Source organism: Leptospira andrefontaineae, assembly GCF_004770105.1.
Lineage (GTDB): Bacteria > Spirochaetota > Leptospiria > Leptospirales > Leptospiraceae > Leptospira_B > Leptospira_B andrefontaineae.
Window position 1 is genome coordinate 589,394 of the sequence record NZ_RQEY01000005.1, and the last position, 21,830, is coordinate 611,223.

Consider the following 21,830-nt stretch of genomic DNA (forward strand, 5'->3'; position numbering starts at 1 on the left):
ATTTTCGATACAGATCAAATATCAGATGTAGGAACTCCTAGAAACCAACTCTGCATGAATGCCCTAAAGACGTTTTCTTAACTCTGCGATCTTTGGATCATCCGGTGAAAGAATAGAGGCCTCATCTAATAATTTTTTGGCCCGAAAGGAATTGCCAAGTAGCCTATAAATATCCGACAGGTTGATCAGATTTTTTAGATGATTTGGAGAACGTACTCTTAATTTCTCTCCGAGCTCTGCCGCGGATTTTAAGTATTCAACGTCTTTTTTCTGAGTATAAGCCTTCTTCCAAAGTATAGAAGAATAGAATAGGAGCTCGGTTTCGGAAGGATCCCAGGCCAAAGACTTCTCCGCCCATTCCGCAGCTTTTTTGAATTCTGATAATTTATCGTACCATCTGGATAGAAGTTTGGCTACCTGAGGGAAATAACGTTCTCCAACTATGCCTGATCTTTTTAAACCTTCTTCTAAAACTTGTATTGCGCCCTTTGTGTCGCCTTTTTGGAATATGGACTCTGCTTCCGAAATAGATTTTTTATCTTCCATATAAGGATTTCTGGAAGGATTATAAGAAATGGATAATATACTTAAATCGTCTGAAAGTTTTCCCCTGCTGATCAGTGATCTGCGGATAGTTTTTAATTCTCCGCCACTTTCTTCCACTGACGCAAGGAAAATTGTCTCATCTTCATTCATGACCCTCTTGCCTGAAAAATCCTCTTCTAATACAAGATCATCCCTACCGTCAGATCCGCAAAAGATCGTATCTCCAGGAAGCATCCTGAATGTTTGGACTTGTATTTTGGAGCCGAACATTTCAGAAATCCCTAATTTACGAATATTAGATTCTGCTCCCAGGAACATTGCCTTTCCATCCCTGTATAGAACAGGCCAAGGATGTTCTGCATTGATATAATACATTGCCCCGGTAGAATGTTCTACTATCCCTAAAACAGCAGAGATCAACATAAATCCATCAAACGTCTCGAATACATTCTGTAGATCAATAAATGCTTCTTTCAACCAACGTTCCGGAGATTTGGATTGTATCTCTGGAGAAAGTCTAGTACGGCTAATGATAGAATTAAAAACCGAGCCTAAAACCAAGGCGCCTCCTGCACCCTGGATGGATTTTCCCATCGCATCCCCGTTGATAAAAGCGGTATAATCCCTATCTTGTATCTTTACTATGTATGCGCTTAAGAAGTCCCCGCCAAGTTCGTAATCTTTCTCTTTGAAAGAGAATTTTTTATACTGATCCAATAAGAATTCAACTTTGACCGCTGAATTTTCCGAATTATCCAATTTGATTAGAGGCGAAAGAAGAAGTGCAGTTAAGAAATAATCTCCGTCCTGCTTTTCTTTTAAAGCCTGGATCTGCTGCATTTTCTCTGAAATTTCCCTATTACTTTCCTGGATCTTAAATCTACTAACAAAACTAACGAATCTATATCTTTCCAATATTACTGAGAATACTAGGGTAAGAAGGAATGCAATCCCCAGATTTTGCATAGAGTAAGCGGCTTGAGGAGTGCTCAAGTTCGGAGAATATATCAGCGCGGAAGCAATAAATGAAATAGCGGATAAAATTAAGAAAACATAATATGATTTTTTCGGAAGAGGAACGAATACGATACTAATAAGGGCGATTTGAAGGCCAGACACATAATTTGGATCATCTGCAATTCTGCCCGTGAAAAAGGAGGTACAAAGAAGTAGATAGGCTATGAATACATACGCCATTTCTAAACTATATCTCCGAGTAGGGATCTTGAATAATGTGTCCAAAAGGAGGAAGAATAAGCTAAGAACACCAACTAAGGAGAATCCGATCCGAAAATAAAAAAGTTCAGGAAATTCAGGATGTAATTTCTGGTCCGTTCCAAAGGCGAAACCCAACCATACAAAAATCGCAAGTACCGCACCCGGATATTGGATGGAGCGAGTTTGTCTTTTTAGATCTTCGATGTATTCATTTTCATAAACATCTCGATCTGGGTCCTTCTTAAAAAAACCTAGAATAGAATTCCATTTGTTTTGAAAACTACCTGCCCGAGAGGAAGTGTATGACATGTATTGAATCGAACTCCGTTCGGTTTAAGTCCCTAAAATAAGTGGGAAATAAGAACCGGGTCTAAGCAGAAATTATCATCTGCTGATTTGGAGTAAAGAACTTGTGTAATTTCTAATGTCTTGACCGACCGAGTTCTCAAATCCAAACTGTGAATCTATGGTCAAAACAAAAGGCGCTAAAACTTCTTCTTTTCCTATTTCTTCACAAGTTTTCGATACCTTAGTGATAGGGGGAGGGATCACAGGTGCCACTACTTTGTGGGATGCCACCTTACGCGGGTTAAAGGCAGTTTTAGTTGAGAAAAATGATTTTGCTTCCGGAACTACCCAAGCAACTTCTAAGTTGATCCATGGCGGTTTAAGATATTTAAAAAATGCAGAATTTGGGTTGGTAAGAGAATCATTAAGAGAAAGAAGAATTCTTGCTAAGATCAGTCCTCATGCTCTCAAAACATTAGGCTTTATTATTCCAGTATATTCTAATTCTGAAAAGTGGATCACCAATATTGGTCTTGGAATGTATGATTATTTTTCATACGATAGAAATAGAAATATCAGTTCGGATTCCTGGATCCCTAAATATAGATCTTTATCACCGGAAGAAGTTGTAATGGAAGCTCCTAGCCTTCCTAGGAACGGGCTCAAAGGTGGATTTTTATATTATGATTACCAGAATACGAATCCTGAAAGGCATACATGTGAGTTTATTTTCTCGGCTGAAAAAAAAGGGGGGACGGTTCTCAATTATACTGAGTTAGTCGCGATCTCCAGGCAGGGAGAAGTTTACCAAGCAATTTTAAAAGACAAAAGAAGTGGCAAAACTTATCCAATATTTGCAAAAACTGTAGTGAATGCCGCAGGTCCTTGGGCGGATTTTGTAGAATCTCTAGCGGGAGTTGGAATGGACAAGGTGTTAGTCCGATCCAAAGGAATCCATATTGTGACCAGAGCATTGACTGTTTCTAAGGCAATAGTCTTAAAGAAAAGGGACAAGACTCATATGTTTGTTCTTCCTTGGAGAGGTAAAACGATCATAGGAACCACCGACACAGTATTCTCAGATTCTCCAGATAAATTTAAGGTCACAAAATCAGACATACAAGGCTTATTAGAAGAAATTAATTTTACTTTCGGATATTCGGATCTAACTGAATCGGATGTGGATTTTTATTATGGAGGAATGAGACCTCTTGTAGAAGATCCAGGTGAAAAATCAGATACTTATAATGCTTCTCGCAAAACTGAAATTTTAGATCATAAAGAGAAAGGACTTCCTGGATTCTATACGGCTCTCGGTGGAAAATATACAACTAGTAGACATTTAGCCGAGAAGATCACGGACAAACTCTGCGAATATCTCCCCGGAAAATTTTTACCATGTGAAACGGATCAGGTCCCACTTTCGTCCGGAGAATTTTCGGATCTTCTTTCTTTAGTCAAAGGGCTTACTAAAAAATATCCGAAACTTTCAGGCGAATATCTTGAAACCCTGGGAGCAAGATACGGAAGTTTAGCTTACGAAGTTCTCAAATACCAGAAATCTAATGATGAATCTGTAACCTTAAATAATGGGGAAGAGTTCAATACTGCGGAGATCCGTTATATTGCCTCCGAGGAAAAAATAGAGAAGGGAACTGATTTCTTCTTCCGTAGATCCGGAGTAGGGGTGCCTGGTGCTCCTTCTGCCGAATCACTTCATAGAATTGTGGAAGAATTGGGAAAAACACTCAGTTGGAATCCAGCTCGTAAAAAAGCGGAAAGCTCGGAGATACTCTCTCGTTACCATTTTTGACTTTTAATCTAGTTTCAATCTGGTATCCCTAAGTAAGTACAATGGATTTAGAAACTGCTTATTTAGTTTTTGGAATCGCCTTCGGCTGGATCTGGTCTTTAGGAATCTTACTTTCTCCTGCTTCTTTGGGGGAAAGAGTAAGAGCCTCCCTAATTATGTTTTGTTCTTCTTTCTGGCTTGTAGGAGCTGCAACATTCCTTTCCGGATTAGTTAAAACGTTTCCTGTATTGTATGCGATCCATATACCTTTTGCTTTGGGAATTGCGCCACTTCTCTATATCCATTTTCAAATCACATTACTTGGGCTGGAACTTTCTAAAAAAGAAATATTTCTTCACTTTCTACCGATTATAGTCTCTATAATTTCACTTTTACCTTTTTGGTTAGGAGGAGAAGAATTTAGACTTCGCACATTACAAGAGATCAGTCAGGGAAAGGTTTATTCTATCATACTGGTATTCTTGCAGATCACTCCTAAAATTTCGATTCTTTCTTATTTTCTACCTTTGCTTTGGATGTACAAAAGTTACTTATTTCGTTCGGAACAAGACGAGAATGAAGAAAGAGCCAGAAGAATGTTTTTAATCTTCATAAGTTTGGTTTGTTTTGTGATCTTTTGGGGACTCACCGGTTCCATTTTAAGAAGAATAGAATTTGTGAAAGAGAGTATATTCAGTCTTCCGGTACTATTAGTGGTAGGATTTTTACTTTCTCAAAGAGAACCGAATTGGCTTGGATTTGTAGGAAAAAGTTTAAGAGAAGTACGATATAAAAAATCCAGACTAAAGGGAATGGATGAATCCAAGATTAAAGATCGTTTAGAAGCATTGATGAAAAGAGAGAAGGTTTATGCAGACGAGGATCTTACACTTTCTCAACTCGCAGAAGAGTTAGGACTGACCAATCACCAACTTTCTGAATTTTTAAACCAACGGTTATCGATGAAATTTTCAGATTATATCAATTCATGGAGGGTAGAAGAAGCAAAGGTTCTGCTCTTAGAAGATCCGGATCGTTCCATTTTAGCAATTTCCGAATCGGTTGGATTCAATTCTAAATCTGCATTTAACGAAGCATTTAAGAAATTTGCGGATTCCACACCTAGCGAATTCAGAAAAACTGCGGTCTTATATAAGACATCGTTAAAATTTTAAAATTCGTACGTCCTGAGTTATACGCCAGGACGACAAATATCCAAGTCCACCCTATACTTTCCTCCATCCTAGGAGGTGGCATGAAAACTCTTGCCGATTTATATCAATCGTCCAAAAATAAATATGGGAATCAGCCCGCGTTTCTGACTAAAAATTCATCGGGAGAATTTGATTCTGTAGGCTATTCAGAATTGTACGAGTTAGGATTACAGCTTGGGACTGCACTTATAGAATTGGAATTTCCGTATAAAGGGCATGCTGCCGTTCTTGCAGATAACCGCTTGGAATGGATCATTACCGATTACGCGATCGTGATGGCAGGTGGGGCAGATGTTCCAAGAGGCACAGATGTTACCGATTCGGATTTGAACCATATTCTTCCTCATAGTGGGGCAACGATCGTATTTGCTGAGAATGATTCAGTCCTAAAGAAACTCTACCAAAACCAAAGTGCTCTCCAGAATGTACATACAATTATTCTAATAGATAAGAATGCTAAGGGAACTGGAAAAGAACTTAGGTTCTGGGATCTGATAGAAAGAGGAAAAGAATTGAGAGAAAAGGGCAACCGTGAGATAGAGAATAGAATTTCTCAGATCCAGGAGGAAGATCTTTTTACACTGATCTATACTGCAGGAACTACTGGGCGTCCGAAAGGAGTTCCTTTAACTCATAAAAATATAATGTCTCAGATCAATAGAATTCCTATCAAATTGGAAGCAGGAGAAAGGATACTTTCCATTCTTCCAGTCTGGCATAGTTTCGAAAGAATGTTCGAGATGGTATGTATCCATTTCGGAGCTGGAACATACTATTCTTCCGTTAGAACCTTAAAAGAAGATCTTAAAAAAGTAAAACCAACATTTATGGCATCTGCGCCTAGGCTTTGGGAAAGTGTTTATCAGGGAATTTATGCGACTGTTGCTAAGTCTTCAAGTGTAAAACAAAGTCTATTTCATGCAGCTCTATTCTTTTCTTCTAATATTCAATCAGCAAAACGTTGGTTGGGATTTAGAGAATTAGATCTGACTGGAAGAAATGCGATCGTTTCTTCATTTGTAGGAATATTCAAAGTTTTACAATATATTCTGAATATTCTTCCCGCGACATTATTAGATCTGATTGTTCTGAAAAAGATCCGTCAAGCTACCGGTGGAAAATTGAAAGGAACTGTTTCAGGTGGAGGAGCTCTTCCTATCCATGTGGATAAATTTTTCAACGCAATCGGAATCCAGGTTTTGGAAGGATATGGTCTTACTGAAACTTCTCCTGTAATCTCTGTTCGTATTTTGGATGAAGCAGTAATGGGAACAGTGGGGCCTTTGTATAAGGGAACTTCTCTCAGAGTTGTTGACCCGAATACTTCTAAAATTCTTTGGACAACCGAAGAAGGTGGACCAAAAGGATACAGTGTCAAAGGAGAGATCCACGTGAAAGGGGATCAGGTCATGTCTGGATATTATCACGATGAGGAAAATACTCGTAAAGTGATGAACGGCGGATGGTTCAATACCGGAGACCTTGGGATGATGAGCTATAATGATTGTTTGAAAATTGTAGGAAGAACAAAAGAAACAATTGTTCTGTTGGGCGGCGAGAATGTGGAGCCTGTCCCGATAGAGAATATTCTGAGCCAGTCAGAATTCATACTACAATGTATGGTGATCGGTCAGGACCAAAAATATCTTTCAGCTTTGATTGTTCCCAATCCTGAATTTTTCCCGGATTACAAACCAGGAGTGGGTTTTACTTCTGCGGAAGAAGAAGCAAAATGTGCAGTCAAGATCCAAGCAGTGATCAAAAATGCGATTTCTGCAACGAATGGATTCAAATCTTTTGAAAGGGTAGTGGACTTTAGATTATTACCTAAACCATTCGAGACCGGAGATGAACTTACTGCGAAACTTTCAGTAAAACGACATGTCGTGACAGATAAATATTCAGGATTGATCAGAGATATTTATTCAGGTAAAAAAGAAGAAGTTCTGAGATAAGTAAATTTGTGTTGGAGTTCCAACAGTTCCCAGCGCTCCCCCGCCCTGGTTTTGGGTGGAGGGGAGTGGCTCGTGGGAGAGCGCTCCGTCTCTATATCACAAAATCCTAATTTCTACAACTGATTTTTCAAACGCTACTCTTGTTGGAATTCCAACAAACCGTCCATTCTCAGAATATAAAAGAAACTCTCGCAACTCTCACTGGCTTTGAAATTTAAAATTTCAGAAAGTAAAAGTGTTCGCGAGAACCACTCCCATAAAATCTTTCACCACTTCAGCCACTTCATCCAGTTTAATGGATTCTTGGTCTACAATCCGTTGGCCAACAGTTCCTAAAATAATACTGATCAAAAGTCTGTTTAGGTTTGGGTTCGTGATACCTAAATGTTTTGTGATGATAGTCACGTATTCTTTCATAGCTTCTGCGATCAGTTGTTTCTCTTCTTCATGATTTTTTAATCTAGAAACGTCACAGATGATATAGAGAAGATTCTGGAAATAGGTCTCTCTGTCCTTTACCATTGTAAAGAGTGCTTCTACTCTTTTTTCGATGGTTTGGTTATCTTCTCCCTTTGAATAAACTTGTAACTCTTCGATGTCTTTATTTAATACGAACTTTACGAGTTCTTTAAATATATCTTCTTTAGTGGCGAAGTAATGGTAGAGAGTTCCTGTAGAAACATCCAATTCGGTAGCGATTTCTCTCATGGAGACAGCCGAATACCCTCGCCTGGCCAAAATATCCACACACTTGGAGAGAATCTCGGCTTTGTATTTTTCGTGGTTTACGATTTTAGGCATTTCTTGGGTCCTGAAGAGTTTTTTCTATTTACCGTTTTCGCTAGTTCTAAGGCTCCTTCGAGAAAGAAAGGGAATAGGCCCTGTCATTTTTAGGAGCAAGTTAATTATTTTATTTGTTCGAAAAAAGAATGCAAGTGTTTTTTCCAGTTTGGGTCCAGATGATCTAAGATCCTTTCCTTTTGTTCTTCTGCATCCTTACGTCCTGTCTCGAATGCCTGCCTCACAAGGTTCGGGTTTGTATAGTCAAACCCTTGCTCTATAAATGGTCCTTCCGGAGAAACAAGTAAAGTGTCGGATAAGACCGTCGCTGATTTTCCAACTAAAGTTGTAGGCTCATAGAATACTCCTATCTTAGGCAGGTCGGAGGAGAAGTTTTCAAGTAGAAGATTATTAGTTAAGCCCCCATCCAGATAATAATTTCCGTTAAAACTTTGAAGAGGCAAAACCGGGAATGCAGAGCAAGAGTTCATCACGATCTGGGTGATTGTTTCCGGATCGGTTAGGTCCTTCTCCGTAAAAACTTTTTCTCTCCATCCCCAATCTTTCATTTTTTGCAGTACTGCAAAAGGTTGTTCTCCCTTTCTCCTTAAAGTTTCATCCTTAAAATAGGCTCGGATAATAGAAGCGGCCTTTGCAAAAAGGATCCTTTGGATTGGTTGGCCTTTTTTGTTTTTATCTAAACTTTCATTCGGGATTTCTACTGTGTGGATCCTGATCTTTGCAGATTTGGAGATAAGTTTGGAAAATCGGAGACAGTATTCGACGGTTCTTCTCGCGATACTATGATGGGGGAAGGGGGCGCTGATCCTAAGAAGTCGATTCCAATAAAAGTTTTTAGGATTTCGCTTAGTTAATTCCTGGAAATAATTCGAACTATCTTCTTCCGTTTCGGATAAGGTACTGATGGCCATTGCGGCTCCGGCGCTCACTCCGGAAACTTCCCTAATTTTTAGACCCCAGGTTCTTAGTGTATATGCAAAGCCTAACCCGTAAAACGCTTTGATCCCGCCTCCTGCAATTGCAAGAGCGATTTCCTTCTTTGTTCCTAATTCTTGCCATGCGGTCCGGAAGCCGTTTTTTAATTTGGTTTCTAAGGAAAAGAGCGGGTTCATTTTCCTACATAATGGTTGTGTAACCAAATCATGGCAATTTTAATTTGCCCGAATCCAATTTCTTTACAAGATCGGAATATAGACTAGGAGAGTAAGCTTGGCGAATCAAAAAGATTTAGAAGATATGCAGAAAGAATGGGAGAAGTTTTCCAAGGCCGCACCCGGCTTGAAAGTTCCTCCTCCTGCTTTTAAAGAACTATCCGGTGAATTCGTTTCTTATGTACGTAAGAAGGAGATGGTTTGTAGTTTTTATATAGAGCCTAGATTCTCCAATCCGATGGGAGTTTTCCAAGGCGGGTTTTTAGCGGCAGCATTCGATAATACTTTCGGTCCTTTATGTTATTTGGCCGCGGGTAAACCTACTACTACTTTAGAATTAAGCGTTAGTTATATTCGTATGGTGAAGGAAAACCAAAGGATCACTGTGCAGGCAAAGGTAGTGGCGAGAGGTAACCAACATATATATCTAGAAGGAGAAGCCTTTGATGAAGAAGGTAAACTTCTTGCAAAATCGACAACTCAAGTCTTGATCTTAAGACTTCCTAGTGGAGCTGCTTGATACTTAAGTTTCCGGGATTGAAGGAGGAGATGAAATTTCTTCTTTCGGTTCCGTGATCCTCTCTAAAGGAAGTTTTTTCACGTGTTCCGCCATCTCTTTCAGGATGTTTGCGGTGATATCTTTCATGATATCACCGATCACTTCCGTTTCTAAAACTTCAGCGATCATTCTTCCGATATCTTCTCCCAATTTATGAGAGATCTGTGACATGAAAGGTATCTTGGATAATTCTTCCAATAAAAACTTGGATTGTAAGGATTCGTTTACTTTAGAGTTAAGTTGATCATTATGTTTGGAAATTGCTTCTTTCGCAAGCTGACTATAATCTAGTCGGAGCATCACTTCTTCCACTCTTTCCAAAGAATGTAGAAATACTGCATCTGCGATTGTATCTACGATTACATCTCTAAATCTAAAAGTGATCTCACGAGTTAATACTTCGCTCACATTTTGTCCGGAAGTCCCGAATCTATAAAATGCTATCGCTAGTTTGACACCTCTTAAAAGTAAGAATGGTCGGAGGAAATAAAGAGGAACTATACCGATCAGTTCGTACCAATTGGTCCTTAAATACTTTTTGATGTCTTTTTTTTGGCGGACCTTGATCCAAACTTCTATTCCCCATAAAAATATCACGAATAGATCGAATGCTAGAACATAGGCAGGAATATCCTTGTGGATGAATTCCTTATATGAGTTTACGAATAATAAGAAGAATACATCGATTGTAGCAAGGCCTAAAAGAAAATAATCTCTTGCAGTCCCCGGCAAAACACTTCTCCAATATTTTACTGTTCGTATGAAGTTTCGGATTTTAGATGATTTTGCCGGTTGGGAATTTGCTTCCGCCATGTGCCATTGTCCGATTCGGTTCGGTGTTTACAAGTTTTTCCAAAACATACATTCTGGTCACTAGTTTTAAAGGGATGCATTTAGTCGTAGACGGTTTCAACCTGATTTACAAAATTCCTGAATTGGAAGAGTATATGTATTCCAATCGATTAAGGGATGCCAGAGTTGGCCTCTTGAGAATTTTGGAATCTTATTCTTCTAAACTAAAAAGTCCTAAGGTCCATGTTTTCTTCGACGGTAAAAAAGAAAAAGGGAACGAAACCAAAGAAGATTTGTACGGAAAAATACAAGTTTATTTCAGTTTGGACAGAAAGGCGGACGATTTGATCAAAGAATATATCAAATTTGCTCCGAGGCCCGCGGATCTATTCGTAGTAACCTCCGATCAGGAAATTTTGGCTTTTGCAAAAAGACTAGGAACAAAACCTATACTATCCGAAGAGTTCGTAAAAAAAATAGAAAGCGCCTTAGCTGAAAAACCGACTCGGGAAGAAAAAGACTCTGGCGCAAAACTTTCTCCGGGAGAGATTCTCTACTGGAAGGAACTATTCAAGAAGGGAAAGTAAAAGAGTGCTCTACAATTCGATCTTATTTTTCGTTTTTTTCTCAATCGTTTATTCTATCTATTGGCTTCTTCCTGAAAAGAAAAGATCCGATTTTCTACTCATTTCCAGCGGTATCTTTTATATAGTAGCTTCTTCGACTATTTTAAGTGGGATCTATTTTTTTCTCCATTTCTTAATTATCGTATTATTCAATTACCTCGCTTACTTTAAGATCAAAACTTCAGCAAAGTCTAAAGCCTGGATGATATTTGCAGTTCTATTGAACGCTATCAATCTAGGTTTCTTCAAATATTTCTATTTTATGAATAGGATACTTTTCGACCTTACTCAGTATCCATTCTTTGAAGAAGTCCCTCGAATATTACAGATCTCTCTTCCTTTAGCCGTGAGTTTTTACAGCTTCCAAATGATCGCAGCAGCTGTAGACGCTTATAGAAAACCGGAAGGGGAGTTGATCGGTCTTAAACAATATCTTGGTTTCGTAATATTTTTCCCAGTATTGATCGTAGGACCAATTTTAAGGACCAAGGATTATTTTGTAAATATAGGACATTTAAGTCCGGACAAGGATAAGATCGTTCGTGCTTCTTATCTTATGATCTCGGGCCTGATCAAAAAAATACTGATAGCTGATCCTGTAGCTGGAGTGATTGCTCCGGTCTTCGGAAATCCAGGTCAGTATGATAATATTTCACTTGTTTTAGCTGCATTCGGATATGCGATCCAAGTATATTGCGATTTTTCAGGACTTACCGATATGGCAAGAGCGGTAGGTTTGTATTTTGGATTTGAACTTCCGGAAAATTTCAACGCACCTTTGTTTTCTCCATCAGGAAGAGAGTTATGGCAGAGATGGCATATGAGTCTTTCTTTCTGGCTTCGTGATTATATCTATTTTCCTTTGGGTGGAAGCAAAAAAGGAGAATGGCGCACATATCTAAATCTGATCATCACTATGACCGTGGGTGGTGTTTGGCATGGAGCGGATTATACATTTATCGCCTGGGGATTCTATTGGGGAGTCATACTTGCATTCGAAAGATTTTTGGTCGGCAAGTTTGGTTGGAATGATGAAGATTCAAAAAGTAAAATTCTCAATTTTTTAAGAATACAGTTCGTATTCTGTTTATTCTCCTTTAGTGCGATCTTGTTCAGGGCAAACTCAGCGACAAAGATGTTACAACATGTTACTGGACTTATTACGAATACACAAGATTATCTTTCTGCATCCTTACAATCCTTCGGATTAGGTTGGATAGAAAATTCAATTTCTTTAGTTACAGGACCTTCTCCATTTATTTTGGAATCCATGAAGAATATTGAGAAGATAGGATATTCTTATTTGGGATTTATTGTGTTTCATTGGATCCAATCTAGAAAGGATTTATTATTAAAATGGGGAAGTGGTAAAGATTGGCTTCTTGTTGCCTGTGGAGTGGTGACAGTATTTGCGATCGCATTATTATCGGAGGATTCCGGGGCCTGTATCTATTGCCAGTTCTAGGTCGGAAAAAATTATGAAAAAGAATATATTCTTACTTCTTCCTCTACTCGTTCTTTTGATCGCTTTAGGCTTGGACAGGTTGTTCACCTTAGAATTTTTTCAGTATTATTATTCAAATACGTTATCTCATCTGAATTTTATCAGCAAAGAAGATCTATATTCGGATCTGAAAGAATATTTAAAAAAAGATCCAGCGACTCGTAAAAAGACATTGGTATTCTTTGGAAATTCCAGAGCACTTTTACTTCCGACCAGAGAATTAGAGAAAAAACATCCGGACTGGGTACTTTATAATTTTTCAGTTCCAGGCGGGTCTCCAGATTATTTCTTATATTGGATAGAAAAATTTCAATCGGACGGTATAAGACCTGATTTTGTACTTTTAGACCAATCATTAGAAATTTATAATAAAACTCCGGTTCTTGCCCTCGACGAGGTCCTAATTCACGGACTTTCCTCCGAATTTATATTGAGACATTGGACTAAATATTCCAGGGAAGAATTGTCCGTATATATTTCCAAACATCTGTTCCATACATATAGAGACAGGCCTAAGTTATGGAGAATTTCGGAAAGAATGCAAAATTCTTCCGCTTTGGCAAAGGTTTATAAAGCAGCTGTGCAAGAAATACTTACCTTATTAAAGGAAGAAAAAGGAAGTACTCCAAGAGCGTTAGTAAATCAAAAACATACGGATGAGCAACTTGTACAAGCCTCCGAAACGGATTTTTATTCCTATCTAAAACCGTATACATTCCATACGAATATGTTCGAAATGCAAAAGGATTCTATACATATATTGAAAGAATATAATGTTCCTTATGCTACTATTTGGGTAAGGGTTGCTAGGCCTTATTTTAATTTGTATGTGACTAGAAAGGTCGAAACTTCGGAAGGGCTCAAAACTCCAATGGAGGTTTGGAAACCGATCGTAGAAAAGTTTAACCAGGAAACTGGTACTACTTTTTGGAATATGAATGAAGATCCAAACTATAATTGTGAAGAATTTGCAGATCCAGGTCATATGTCCCCGAATTGTTTTCCTGTATTCGGAGATTATATCTTCAAAAAGTTAGAAGAAACCTTTCCGAAAACTCAAACGAAATAATTGATAAGTTCCGGGAGGATTTCTCCCGCTTTTCCCTGTAAGAATAGATCCGCGTATCTGCTATAACCGCTTGGGTCAATATTGATCTCTACTACGAATGCCCCGTTTTCTTTTGCGATCCTAGCAAGCTCTACCGGAATTCCTACGGCTCCGGATGAACCGATTACAAAAATAATCTCCGATTTCTCTGAGAGGGAAACTGCACGATTCAGAAGATCGGTATCATAAGACTCTCCAAACCATAAAACGTCAGGTCTAACTAAACTATTACAGCTTTCACATTTCGTAGAGGTTTTGAGTTTAGAAGGATCCGAATCATAAGTTCGGTTACAACTTACGCATCTATTCCTAAAAATATTTCCATGGATCTCAATGATCTTTTCGGAACCTGACTTTTTATGAAGACCATCTACGTTTTGAGTAATTAGATTGAAATTTGATCTTTTCTTTTCTAAATCTGCGAGTGCAAAATGTGCAGGATTCGGAGACTTAGTTGAGATCAATTCCATTCTCCAAATATACCATTCCCAAACTAGTTTTGGATCTCTTTGAAATGCCTGGGGAGTTGCAAGTTCTTCGGCTCTATACTGTTTCCAGAGCCCTTCCTTTCCTCTAAATGTAGGAACTCCACTTTCTGCGGAAATTCCAGCTCCTGTAAGTGCCAAAATATTTTTGGAATTTTTGAATCTGTCTTTTAACTGTTCAGAAATTTTCATTTAGGAAGGAAGGTGTAAGTTCTTTTCTACTTCTTTTCTCTTTTCTATTCCGGAAAGAAGTTCCACAATTTTTAAAGAGAATTCGAATGCAGAACCCGGGCCAATACTAGTTAAGATTTTATCAGAGAGTTCTAATCTGGATCCAGTGTATTTTTCGTCCGTGGGTACACTTCCAGGAAATGCGGTGAATTTTTGGTTTTGAAGAATATTATGAGTAAGCAGAACATTTGGCGCTGCGCAGATCGCGCCGATCCATCTGTCTTCTTTTTTAAATTTTTTTAATATTTCCGAAACTAAGGGGCTCGCATTCAGGTTTTTGGTACCTTGGTTTCCTCCAGGTAAAACGATCATGTCAAAATTAGTAGGATCAATATCTGACAAAAGAGAATCGGAGACTAATTTTACTCCTCTGGATGCAATAACGGTATTTGTGGAGATCCCGGCGGAAACTACGTCAATCCCAGCTCTACGAAGCACATCGACTACGATAACCGCTTCCATTTCTTCCATTCCATCTGTAAAAGGAACGAGCACCTTGGGCATATTCTTCTCTCCGATCTTGAATGAGAAGGCAGTTAACCTTCTTCTTCAGGCTTTTTAGACCAAGTCAGATTGGAATTCAAGAAATAATTCGAAACCATCGCAGTTAGAATCGAAAGAATATCTGCGCTGAATTTTAAGGCAAGCTCAGAGGCTCCATTCCATTGTTTGAAGATAGAATAGTAGATAAAATGAAATGCGGACATTTGTACCAAAATTCCTACCATACTTACTAAATGGAATAATAGGAACCCGAAGGCTAAATTTTTTCCAGAATACCTTCTTTCATAAAAAGTAAAATAGTTATTTAAGAAGAAGTTGGACAAGATCGAAAGTTCGATCCCGAAAAATACGGAAAGTGAAAAAGGATCTAAAAAGGAGATCCCTGTTCGGACTTCCGGAAATTTGCATAATTCAGCGATTAAAAATCCTACTAAGTTTACGAGTACTCCGCTTGCTCCAACGAGTGAATAGAACAGGAATGTAGGGGAGATCCATTTTCCAAAACGAATATCTAAGATTGCCAAAAAGAAATTTTTGATTACTGAATTATTCAGTTTTGTTTCTCCATACATTCTAGTTTGGAAAGTATAAGGGATCTCTTCTATTTTAAGATTTTCTTTACTTCTTCCTAAAAATTCTAAAAGGATCTTAAAACCTCTTGGGTTGATTGAGTTTTTAGTTTCAGAATATACGGAACGTTTGATCCCGAAATAACCGCTCATCGGATCCGACACAGGAAGACCCAAAAGGCCTTTTGCTAAGAAAGTTGCAAATCTGCTAATACCAATTCTGGCCAAAGACCATTTTCCGGTGGAACCACCTTTGGCGTATCTTGTTCCTAAACAAAGATCCACATCTCTTTCGTAAAAAGAACGGATCATCTCCGGAAGGATTTTTTCATCATGTTGAAGGTCGGAATCCATCACCACGAAAACTTCTCCTTCTGCGGCGCCCATGCCTGTTAAAACTGCAGAAGATAAACCTTTGCCGCTTAATCTACGGATCACTTTGAGTTGTGGGATACTTTCCTGTAGATGTTCTGCAATTTCCCAAGTATGGTCAGGGCTATCATCATCCACCACGATGATCTCATGATTGTAATCGGATAAAGATCTAGTAATCCTATCTGCAGCAATAGGTAGGTTTTTGCTTTCATTGTATGTAGGAAGAATAACAGAAACGGATGGTCGCATAAGACCAAATTTCTATCATAAAGATTTCAATTCAATATTTTAAGTAATTAATTGATTACATACTAGTTAAAATAATTTTCCAGACCGAAGTATTGGCTGTATGATGGAAGTAGAAACCGGTCTATTCAGATTTTATAATACGGTCTAAAAATATACTACGGTTTGTAGTCTTGTTGATGGGGTTCGAGTATATATGCTTCGCCAGCATAATAAAGTTTAGACTCTTAATTTTACCGTTGGTTCTGGCGTTATCGTATTCTTTCTACTTTTTGTATCGTTTTAACTTCTAACTGTAAAACAGTTTATATCGCAATGGTATCAATTATTCGACCGTTGCACAAACCGAAGGAGAAGCTATGCTTTTAAGCAATTTAGTGAATCATTTTTTTCGAATTGAGGAGGGTGGCAGATATAATGTAATTATTCGGATCCTTGTAGGGGGAGTTTTTATTTGGGAAGGACTTATCAAATTCCTCTTTGTAAATCAAGGGATCGGTAGATTTACTAAACTAGGATTTTTACATCCAGAAATGACAACGTCTCTTATTGGAGGTTTGGAAATTTTAGGCGGGACGATGCTGGTACTCGGAATTTTGACAAAGCCATTAAGCTTCGTATTTATTATACAAATGCTCGTTGCAATGTATTTAACGAAATTACCTCTATTATCCGGAACTTCTCCTTTGTTACCACCACAAGCTCCGCCGATTTTCGGAATTTGGGCAGTACTACATGAGATTCGATCCGAGTATTCGCAGGCGCTTGGATGTTTATTTCTATATTTCTCTGGAGCAGGTCACTTTTCTTTGGATTCTATTTTAAAGAAGAGATTGTTAACAGCTTGACTTTCAAAGCCAGGAGGTATCTGATCTCGGGTCGAAAATAATTGGATGGGTGACAAGATGGCTTCCACCTTAAGAATGTTAGTCTTTGCTAGTTTTCTGTACTTGGGCGTTTTTGATTTCGGAATGAATGTCGTTCTGGAACAAGTTTTAGATTCTTCTTCTCAAACTATTAATCGATTGGAGGCGAGTTCTTGTAATCCACCAGGAACTTATGAATTTTTTCCGGGTACAGGTTATTATCCCAGCGGATCAAGCGAAGCCTATCCTTGGCAAACTCCAACCGTAGTTTCTTTCGAGGGTTTCGAAACGTATGCGGATGGAACGGTGATAGAAACCAGCTCTAATAAGTCTTTGCAATCTCATTTAGAAGTTACTTCAGGGACTTTGGTATCCAAACATCTTTCCAACGGTGTTTATAAAAGGGCGAAAACAGAAGATTATAATTTCAGAATGTTAATCCAAGGTCTGCATAATGGTTCCCGTGTAAAATGGACTGATCAGGTACTGGAGGCTCGGTTCTATATAGATTCTTGGCAGGAATCTTCCGATAATTGGCAGGGAATTCATCTTTTCACAAGATACAGAACTGAAAACGATCTATATGCTGCGTCACTTCGAAGCGATGGATCTGTTTATTTTAAGAAAAAACTTTGTGGAACTTATACAACCTTGGCAACTGGAACCCTAAAGGATCAGGCGGGAAATCCAAAGGCTTTCAATACAAAACAATGGTACAAGTTAACCTTAGTAGCGATCGGAAATCATATCGATTTTTATGTGGATAATGTTCTGCAACTATCTATTACAGATGGAACTTTTAGCTGGGGAACTTCCGGGATCCGGACTGATTATGCGAATGTATATCTGGATGATTTGATCCTGCATGATGATCTGAGTGATTTTTGAGGGGTAAAGAAGAAGATTTGTCGGCACTTCGACGAAATCGGCTTTTTTTGATAGAATTCGCCTTTTACAGGAATATTCCCAACTTCCGATAATAGGTATTATGTCTCATTAGATTTTATCGCTCAGTAATTCATGAACGTGAGGTTCTTGTGAATCCCCGGTTGCTAGGGATGAATTCCGATGAAGTTATTTACTCTTCTTGACTGAATCGATTTTGGCCTATCTATAATGGCTGATTATGAAAGCTTCTATCAATGCTATTTTGATCGTTGGGTTGTTAACGTGTGTAAGTTTCAATTGCCTATACTATCATACTCTTGATCCGGTTCTTTCTCGGAATAATGTAGAACCTTCGTCCTGTTTGAGTGTTGTTGCCTTTAAAACTTTAATCAACGGACTTCCTCCTGATATTAACACAGAGCAATCTGCTGACGGCAAACGAACGAATATCAAGGTTACAGAAGATAAATATAACGGCCAATCTCATCCGGTTTTGGATGTAATGGCAAAAGAGGTTTTTAACGAATCAGGGATCCTTTCATCTAACGATAAACAAGGAACGGAAGTCCAAAAAGGAGTATTTATTCAAATCAATAATAAGATTAGTTATTCTGCTCTTGGTTATGCCGGAAGACTTCTTTCTACAATGACCTTGAGTATCTTACCCAGTAGATTGACCGCGTTGGAAAGTTTCGATGTTTCTGCTTTTGAGGACCAGAAATTGCTATTTAGAAAAACTTACCTGCATGAGGTCAGATCTTGGCTATGGTTACCTTTAGTTTTCTTTTTTTGGGCGGGAGACGATCAAAAAGAAGGACAATATTATTATCGTGATGTCGTTAAGGACGTGATTTCGAATATTATAGCGAAAAGAAAAGAGCTAAAAAAATGTACTAAATAAGGTCTCTTTCTAAAACGTGGGACATAATCCTGACTTTTCCAAGTTCTACACGATTATAGATGTGAAAAAGCCAGGAGATACGAAAGAATTAATATCCTTGCCAGAGAGAAATGGTAACGATCGTTTTTCCGTTATCGGATTTGTTTTCACATTGGCATTTGATTTGAGCGGATTGACTGTAATAGCCTTGTCCGAGTGAGAATCCTGGGGCTGGTTTACAACTTTTATAGAGTCCACCTTCAACTAAACGGTTGCAAGCAGCTTGGATAGCAGCTTCAATATCTCCGCTTTGGGAGCTAATAGTGCCTGGAATTGCTAAAAAGACTGCAACGGCTAATGCGGAAGCAGAGATAAACAGAAACTTTTTCATGGTAAGGTCCGAAAACAAATAGGAACTTTCCATTTGGAAAGAAAATATTTCAAACGAAAAATTTTTCAGAATGAAAAATTCTATCTAAGTTTAGAAATAAATTTCTGCGTTTCAGTTTTATAGGTTTAGGCTTTGAATTCTTGGACCTGTTTTTGTAAAGAATCGCTTAATTCCTCACATTTTCGAGCTTGGTCTGCTGCCTCAACTGCCTGAGTGGCTATGATCGCATTTGAATTCTGGATTCGATCTAAAAAGTTTCGGATCTCCTCTAAACTTTTCTTCTCTGCGTCTGTTGCTTTATGAACATTTTGGGAAATTTCTCCAGCGTTGAATAGAGCGCCCGCCACAGTGACTCGAATATTCGTTTGCTTTCCTAAGAGCGAAAAGAAAGAATCCAGACTTTCTTTGATAGAATCAACATCACCCAAGATCAATGAAATGGTTTTTGTGCCGGATTGAACTATATCCGTGTTCTTTGTCATTTCTTCCTTTCCATCTCGGATCAATTTGGAAATTTCTTTAATAGTGCTTGCAGTTTGGTCTGCCAGTTTTGAGATCTCGTCTGCGACTATAGCGAATCCTCTTCCATGTTCCCCCGCTCTTGCTGCTTCGATCGAAGCGTTTAATGCAAGAAGGTTTACTTTATCTGCAATATCGGTGATTGTTCCGAGTTTAGCACTAGTGCTGGAAGAACTGGATTCTATTCTTTTGATGGATTTTTCGATCGCCATCAGACTTTCTTCTGATTCTCTCGCGTGTTTCCATGCTGTTTCGAATAATGCTTTCGTAGAAACAAGCCCTGCTTCCATATCCTGAAAACTGATTTCCAGATTTTGAAAAGAATTTTCCAAGGTTCTGGTCGCTTCTAACTGTTTTTTCGCTGAATCGGATACGTCTGAGATTGCCTCTGCGATCTGGTTCGTACTTGCATTAATTTCTTCTAAACTATTAGCTTGGTCACTCGTTTTATCTGCAACGGTTGCCGAACTTTGGACTAATCCTTCTAAAATCCTGTTAACGGATTCGGATTTTTCTCGAACTTCTCCCTGTATGGAAACATTATATTTTCGGACTTCTTCAAGTTCCGCCAGATTGATTACCTGGTTCAAAAATTCTCTTTTGAATGTTGCCGAGAAGTAGATCAATATTCCGGTCTCGAAAATCACAAAAATTGCATGTAATAGAACGATGTCCCAACCGTTTCCATAATTGAATATGATAATAGGAGTTTCCGAAATTTTGTATTCCATTCCTTGGCAGAAGGACAAGAATCCATGGTGGACCGCGATATACAATGCTCCAGGGAGAAGTGTTTTCCAATCTCTATAATAGAGAAGAAATGCCAATGCCACGAACACGTGGAAATGCATCTCTATTCGTCCGAACTGGGACTGGATCAATATTCCCGACCAGGCCATGATCAGAATCGCATTTAATATTCTCAGAATATATTGGCCTCGTGCAAACAAAAAGCCAATGCTTGAAAGTATCGTTATGATTATAGAGGAATTTAAAACAAATTTCCATGTCCCGTACTCTAAAGATAATAAAAATGCAAAAGGAATATGCGCCAAAAGAAGAATGTAAAAGAAACGATCTACTTTCTTAGTCTCTTCCTTGAATTTAAATTTGGCAGTATCTTGGATACTTTGTTTGTGCTGAGGCGGATTCATATATTTCCCCGAAAGGGTTTTATTTTTAGGTCCGGTCCCGGACTTTATTAGTTTCCGGTCCGTCTATTCGAAGGATGCCGGTTTATTTTTCGTTTATTTATGAATCGCTTAGATGTTTAGAGGTTTTTGTACTTTTTTATCGCTTATGAATTGAATAAGTTCTTTTGGATTTTGATCCCAATGTTTATCAAATTCGAAAATTAATCCTTTGATCCTTCCCTGAGAATTTACCCAAAGAACTGAATCCGGATGATCTATCTCTCCGTTCTTGTTGGAAGAAAATGCCATAATTCCGAAAAGTCGTGCAAGTTCGAAGGCCCTACCCCTCGACTCCAGTCGGATAAATTTCGTTTCCGTTTTTAGATCAGAAAAATATTTTTCAAAACGTTCTTCTGTATCCTTTTCCGGATCTAAACTTACAAATACGAGTCTTAGATCTTTTTGTTTTGAAATTAGATTTTTCAATTTTTGCAAACTACCATGACATACTGTCTTGCAGTTTAGATATCCGAAATATACCAGATTCTCTTTTCCGATAAGAGTCTCGCGTATATCTGAAGTTCTATTACCTTCTTCATTTATCCTAAATTCAGGAAGATTTCTGTCTGCTTCCATCATTCCGGAAGAAGAACTTGGTAAAAAATAAAATAACGGAAATATTACCGTTAATCCACCTATAGCAAGTTTCCAAATATCCGTTTGCATTTTACTGAGAGGTATTTAAAAACCCTCTAATATTACCAAAGACGAATAACTTTCTTTTTATTCAAAAAATTTCCTAAAATAAGGCCGGATGAATTAAAGGAAATTTATTTATGAATATGTTAAGTTTAAGTTATTTCTTGGAAAAAATATTTAGACTTCGGACTGATTTTGTAGGAATTCCAACACGAGTTGTGGGTGGAAATTAGAGTTGATGTTTTGTGATTTTTGATATATAGGGGAAAGGCTTCTCCCACGAGCCCACCTCCTCCACCCGAACCTGGGTGGGGGCAATCTTAATCCTGACGTAGGAATTCCAACATGCGGATGCGCGCATGTTATCCGTATAGAGAATTGTATCTCAGATCTTAAGATTATTTAGAGTTAATTGAATTAGAAAGAAGAGGAAGACTCTTCGAAAACATATAGAGTAGCGTGACTCACCGATTTGTTACACCCCCAGCCC

General features: G+C 38.3%; 20 protein-coding genes. 10 read left to right on the top strand and 10 right to left on the bottom strand.

All coding sequences use genetic code 11. The features are described 5' to 3' along the window. Positions 1-63: 63 nt before the first annotated feature. On the bottom strand, positions 64-2,073 hold the full coding sequence (locus tag EHO65_RS04460; protein ID WP_135772946.1) for a SpoIIE family protein phosphatase: 2,010 nt from the start codon (positions 2,071-2,073) through the stop codon (positions 64-66). Positions 2,074-2,230: 157 nt separating this feature from the next. Between EHO65_RS04460 and EHO65_RS04465 the strand changes: the two genes are divergently transcribed. The 3 genes from EHO65_RS04465 to EHO65_RS04475 all read left to right on the top strand — a co-directional run bounded on the left by EHO65_RS04465 (position 2,231) and on the right by EHO65_RS04475 (position 7,013). After that, a complete protein-coding gene (locus EHO65_RS04465) occupies positions 2,231-3,865 on the top strand; it encodes a glycerol-3-phosphate dehydrogenase/oxidase (RefSeq protein ID WP_135772947.1) in 1,635 nt (544 codons plus the stop codon). 41 nt (positions 3,866-3,906) lie between these two features. Continuing rightward, positions 3,907-5,019, top strand: coding sequence for an AraC family transcriptional regulator (locus EHO65_RS04470; RefSeq protein WP_135772948.1), 1,113 nt, complete (start codon positions 3,907-3,909; stop codon positions 5,017-5,019). 80 nt (positions 5,020-5,099) lie between these two features. Next, a complete protein-coding gene (locus EHO65_RS04475) occupies positions 5,100-7,013 on the top strand; it encodes an AMP-dependent synthetase/ligase (protein WP_135772949.1) in 1,914 nt (637 codons plus the stop codon). Positions 7,014-7,235: 222 nt separating this feature from the next. On the opposite strand, the gene EHO65_RS04480 is transcribed toward EHO65_RS04475, so the two are convergent. Together EHO65_RS04480 and EHO65_RS04485 are read right to left on the bottom strand one after the other, a co-directional pair. Continuing rightward, positions 7,236-7,814 (bottom strand): TetR/AcrR family transcriptional regulator, encoded by a 579-nt coding sequence (locus EHO65_RS04480; RefSeq protein ID WP_135772950.1) that lies wholly within the window; start codon positions 7,812-7,814, stop codon positions 7,236-7,238. A 104-nt stretch (positions 7,815-7,918) separates the two neighbouring features. After that, positions 7,919-8,926, bottom strand: coding sequence for a patatin-like phospholipase family protein (locus EHO65_RS04485; RefSeq protein WP_135772951.1), 1,008 nt, complete (start codon positions 8,924-8,926; stop codon positions 7,919-7,921). 97 nt (positions 8,927-9,023) lie between these two features. On the opposite strand from EHO65_RS04485, the gene EHO65_RS04490 reads away from it, so the two are divergent. Beyond that, complete coding sequence (locus tag EHO65_RS04490) at positions 9,024-9,485, top strand: PaaI family thioesterase (RefSeq protein ID WP_135772952.1); 462 nt, start codon at positions 9,024-9,026, stop codon at positions 9,483-9,485. Between the two features lie 3 nt (positions 9,486-9,488). Here the strand turns inward: EHO65_RS04490 and EHO65_RS04495 are convergent, their stop codons facing one another. Further along, positions 9,489-10,337: a hypothetical protein gene (locus tag EHO65_RS04495; RefSeq protein ID WP_135772953.1), complete on the bottom strand. Its 849-nt coding sequence runs from the start codon at positions 10,335-10,337 to the stop codon at positions 9,489-9,491. Positions 10,338-10,411: 74 nt separating this feature from the next. On the opposite strand from EHO65_RS04495, the gene EHO65_RS04500 reads away from it, so the two are divergent. From EHO65_RS04500 to EHO65_RS04510, 3 genes are read left to right on the top strand one after another with little or no spacing between them, the layout of a single operon-like run. After that, the gene (locus EHO65_RS04500; RefSeq protein WP_208743981.1) at positions 10,412-10,903 is read left to right on the top strand and encodes an NYN domain-containing protein; all 492 of its coding nucleotides are present in this window, start codon (positions 10,412-10,414) and stop codon (positions 10,901-10,903) included. A 4-nt stretch (positions 10,904-10,907) separates the two neighbouring features. Then, positions 10,908-12,407: an MBOAT family O-acyltransferase gene (locus EHO65_RS04505; RefSeq protein ID WP_135772955.1), complete on the top strand. Its 1,500-nt coding sequence runs from the start codon at positions 10,908-10,910 to the stop codon at positions 12,405-12,407. Positions 12,408-12,420: 13 nt separating this feature from the next. Then, the gene (locus EHO65_RS04510; protein ID WP_135772956.1) at positions 12,421-13,515 is read left to right on the top strand and encodes a DUF1574 domain-containing protein; all 1,095 of its coding nucleotides are present in this window, start codon (positions 12,421-12,423) and stop codon (positions 13,513-13,515) included. On the opposite strand, the gene EHO65_RS04515 is transcribed toward EHO65_RS04510, so the two are convergent. From EHO65_RS04515 to EHO65_RS04525, 3 genes are read right to left on the bottom strand one after another with little or no spacing between them, the layout of a single operon-like run. Beyond that, positions 13,503-14,231 carry an SIR2 family NAD-dependent protein deacylase gene (locus EHO65_RS04515; RefSeq protein WP_135772957.1) on the bottom strand — a complete coding sequence of 243 codons (729 nt, stop codon included), beginning with the start codon at positions 14,229-14,231 and terminating at the stop codon, positions 13,503-13,505. The two genes, EHO65_RS04510 and EHO65_RS04515, sit on opposite strands and share 13 nt — an antisense overlap. Further along, entirely contained in the window at positions 14,232-14,774 is a 543-nt protein-coding gene (locus tag EHO65_RS04520) for a DJ-1 family glyoxalase III (RefSeq protein WP_135772958.1), read from the bottom strand. It abuts the gene before it with no gap. Positions 14,775-14,806: 32 nt separating this feature from the next. Then, the gene (locus EHO65_RS04525; protein WP_135772959.1) at positions 14,807-15,967 is read right to left on the bottom strand and encodes a glycosyltransferase; all 1,161 of its coding nucleotides are present in this window, start codon (positions 15,965-15,967) and stop codon (positions 14,807-14,809) included. A gap of 356 nt (positions 15,968-16,323) precedes the next feature. Here EHO65_RS04525 and EHO65_RS04530 point away from each other — a divergent pair, with 356 nt between their 5' ends. From EHO65_RS04530 to EHO65_RS04540, 3 genes are all read left to right on the top strand, one after another. Beyond that, positions 16,324-16,812 carry a DoxX family protein gene (locus tag EHO65_RS04530; protein ID WP_135772960.1) on the top strand — a complete coding sequence of 163 codons (489 nt, stop codon included), beginning with the start codon at positions 16,324-16,326 and terminating at the stop codon, positions 16,810-16,812. Between the two features lie 57 nt (positions 16,813-16,869). Then, positions 16,870-17,718, top strand: a complete 849-nt coding sequence (locus EHO65_RS04535; RefSeq protein WP_135772961.1) for a pectate lyase — start codon at positions 16,870-16,872, stop codon at positions 17,716-17,718. Positions 17,719-17,956: 238 nt separating this feature from the next. Then, positions 17,957-18,619: a hypothetical protein gene (locus EHO65_RS04540; protein ID WP_135772962.1), complete on the top strand. Its 663-nt coding sequence runs from the start codon at positions 17,957-17,959 to the stop codon at positions 18,617-18,619. A gap of 88 nt (positions 18,620-18,707) precedes the next feature. Here EHO65_RS04540 and EHO65_RS04545 read toward each other — a convergent pair whose 3' ends face one another. The 3 genes from EHO65_RS04545 to EHO65_RS04555 all read right to left on the bottom strand — a co-directional run bounded on the left by EHO65_RS04545 (position 18,708) and on the right by EHO65_RS04555 (position 21,367). Next, entirely contained in the window at positions 18,708-18,989 is a 282-nt protein-coding gene (locus tag EHO65_RS04545; protein ID WP_008592446.1) for a hypothetical protein, read from the bottom strand. A gap of 125 nt (positions 18,990-19,114) precedes the next feature. Then, positions 19,115-20,662 carry a methyl-accepting chemotaxis protein gene (locus EHO65_RS04550; protein WP_135772963.1) on the bottom strand — a complete coding sequence of 516 codons (1,548 nt, stop codon included), beginning with the start codon at positions 20,660-20,662 and terminating at the stop codon, positions 19,115-19,117. A 108-nt stretch (positions 20,663-20,770) separates the two neighbouring features. Beyond that, a complete protein-coding gene (locus tag EHO65_RS04555) occupies positions 20,771-21,367 on the bottom strand; it encodes an SCO family protein (protein WP_135772964.1) in 597 nt (198 codons plus the stop codon). Positions 21,368-21,830 lie beyond the last annotated feature (463 nt).

Bases quoted from the DNA above. Each gene is read 5' to 3' on its own strand.
- EHO65_RS04525 (WP_135772959.1), bottom strand. From the start codon at position 15,967: ATGCGACCATCCGTTTCTGTTATTCTTCCTACATACAATGAAAGCAAA.
- EHO65_RS04555 (WP_135772964.1), bottom strand. From the start codon at position 21,367: ATGCAAACGGATATTTGGAAACTTGCTATAGGTGGATTAACGGTAATA.
- EHO65_RS04495 (WP_135772953.1), bottom strand. From the start codon at position 10,337: ATGGCGGAAGCAAATTCCCAACCGGCAAAATCATCTAAAATCCGAAAC.
- EHO65_RS04545 (WP_008592446.1), bottom strand. From the start codon at position 18,989: ATGAAAAAGTTTCTGTTTATCTCTGCTTCCGCATTAGCCGTTGCAGTC.
- EHO65_RS04510 (WP_135772956.1), top strand. From the start codon at position 12,421: ATGAAAAAGAATATATTCTTACTTCTTCCTCTACTCGTTCTTTTGATC.
- EHO65_RS04535 (WP_135772961.1), top strand. From the start codon at position 16,870: ATGGCTTCCACCTTAAGAATGTTAGTCTTTGCTAGTTTTCTGTACTTG.
- EHO65_RS04515 (WP_135772957.1), bottom strand. From the start codon at position 14,231: ATGAAAATTTCTGAACAGTTAAAAGACAGATTCAAAAATTCCAAAAAT.
- EHO65_RS04520 (WP_135772958.1), bottom strand. From the start codon at position 14,774: ATGCCCAAGGTGCTCGTTCCTTTTACAGATGGAATGGAAGAAATGGAA.
- EHO65_RS04470 (WP_135772948.1), top strand. From the start codon at position 3,907: ATGGATTTAGAAACTGCTTATTTAGTTTTTGGAATCGCCTTCGGCTGG.
- EHO65_RS04460 (WP_135772946.1), bottom strand. From the start codon at position 2,073: ATGTCATACACTTCCTCTCGGGCAGGTAGTTTTCAAAACAAATGGAAT.
- EHO65_RS04485 (WP_135772951.1), bottom strand. From the start codon at position 8,926: ATGAACCCGCTCTTTTCCTTAGAAACCAAATTAAAAAACGGCTTCCGG.
- EHO65_RS04465 (WP_135772947.1), top strand. From the start codon at position 2,231: ATGGTCAAAACAAAAGGCGCTAAAACTTCTTCTTTTCCTATTTCTTCA.
- EHO65_RS04530 (WP_135772960.1), top strand. From the start codon at position 16,324: ATGCTTTTAAGCAATTTAGTGAATCATTTTTTTCGAATTGAGGAGGGT.
- EHO65_RS04500 (WP_208743981.1), top strand. From the start codon at position 10,412: ATGCATTTAGTCGTAGACGGTTTCAACCTGATTTACAAAATTCCTGAA.
- EHO65_RS04540 (WP_135772962.1), top strand. From the start codon at position 17,957: ATGAAAGCTTCTATCAATGCTATTTTGATCGTTGGGTTGTTAACGTGT.
- EHO65_RS04480 (WP_135772950.1), bottom strand. From the start codon at position 7,814: ATGCCTAAAATCGTAAACCACGAAAAATACAAAGCCGAGATTCTCTCC.
- EHO65_RS04550 (WP_135772963.1), bottom strand. From the start codon at position 20,662: ATGAATCCGCCTCAGCACAAACAAAGTATCCAAGATACTGCCAAATTT.
- EHO65_RS04475 (WP_135772949.1), top strand. From the start codon at position 5,100: ATGAAAACTCTTGCCGATTTATATCAATCGTCCAAAAATAAATATGGG.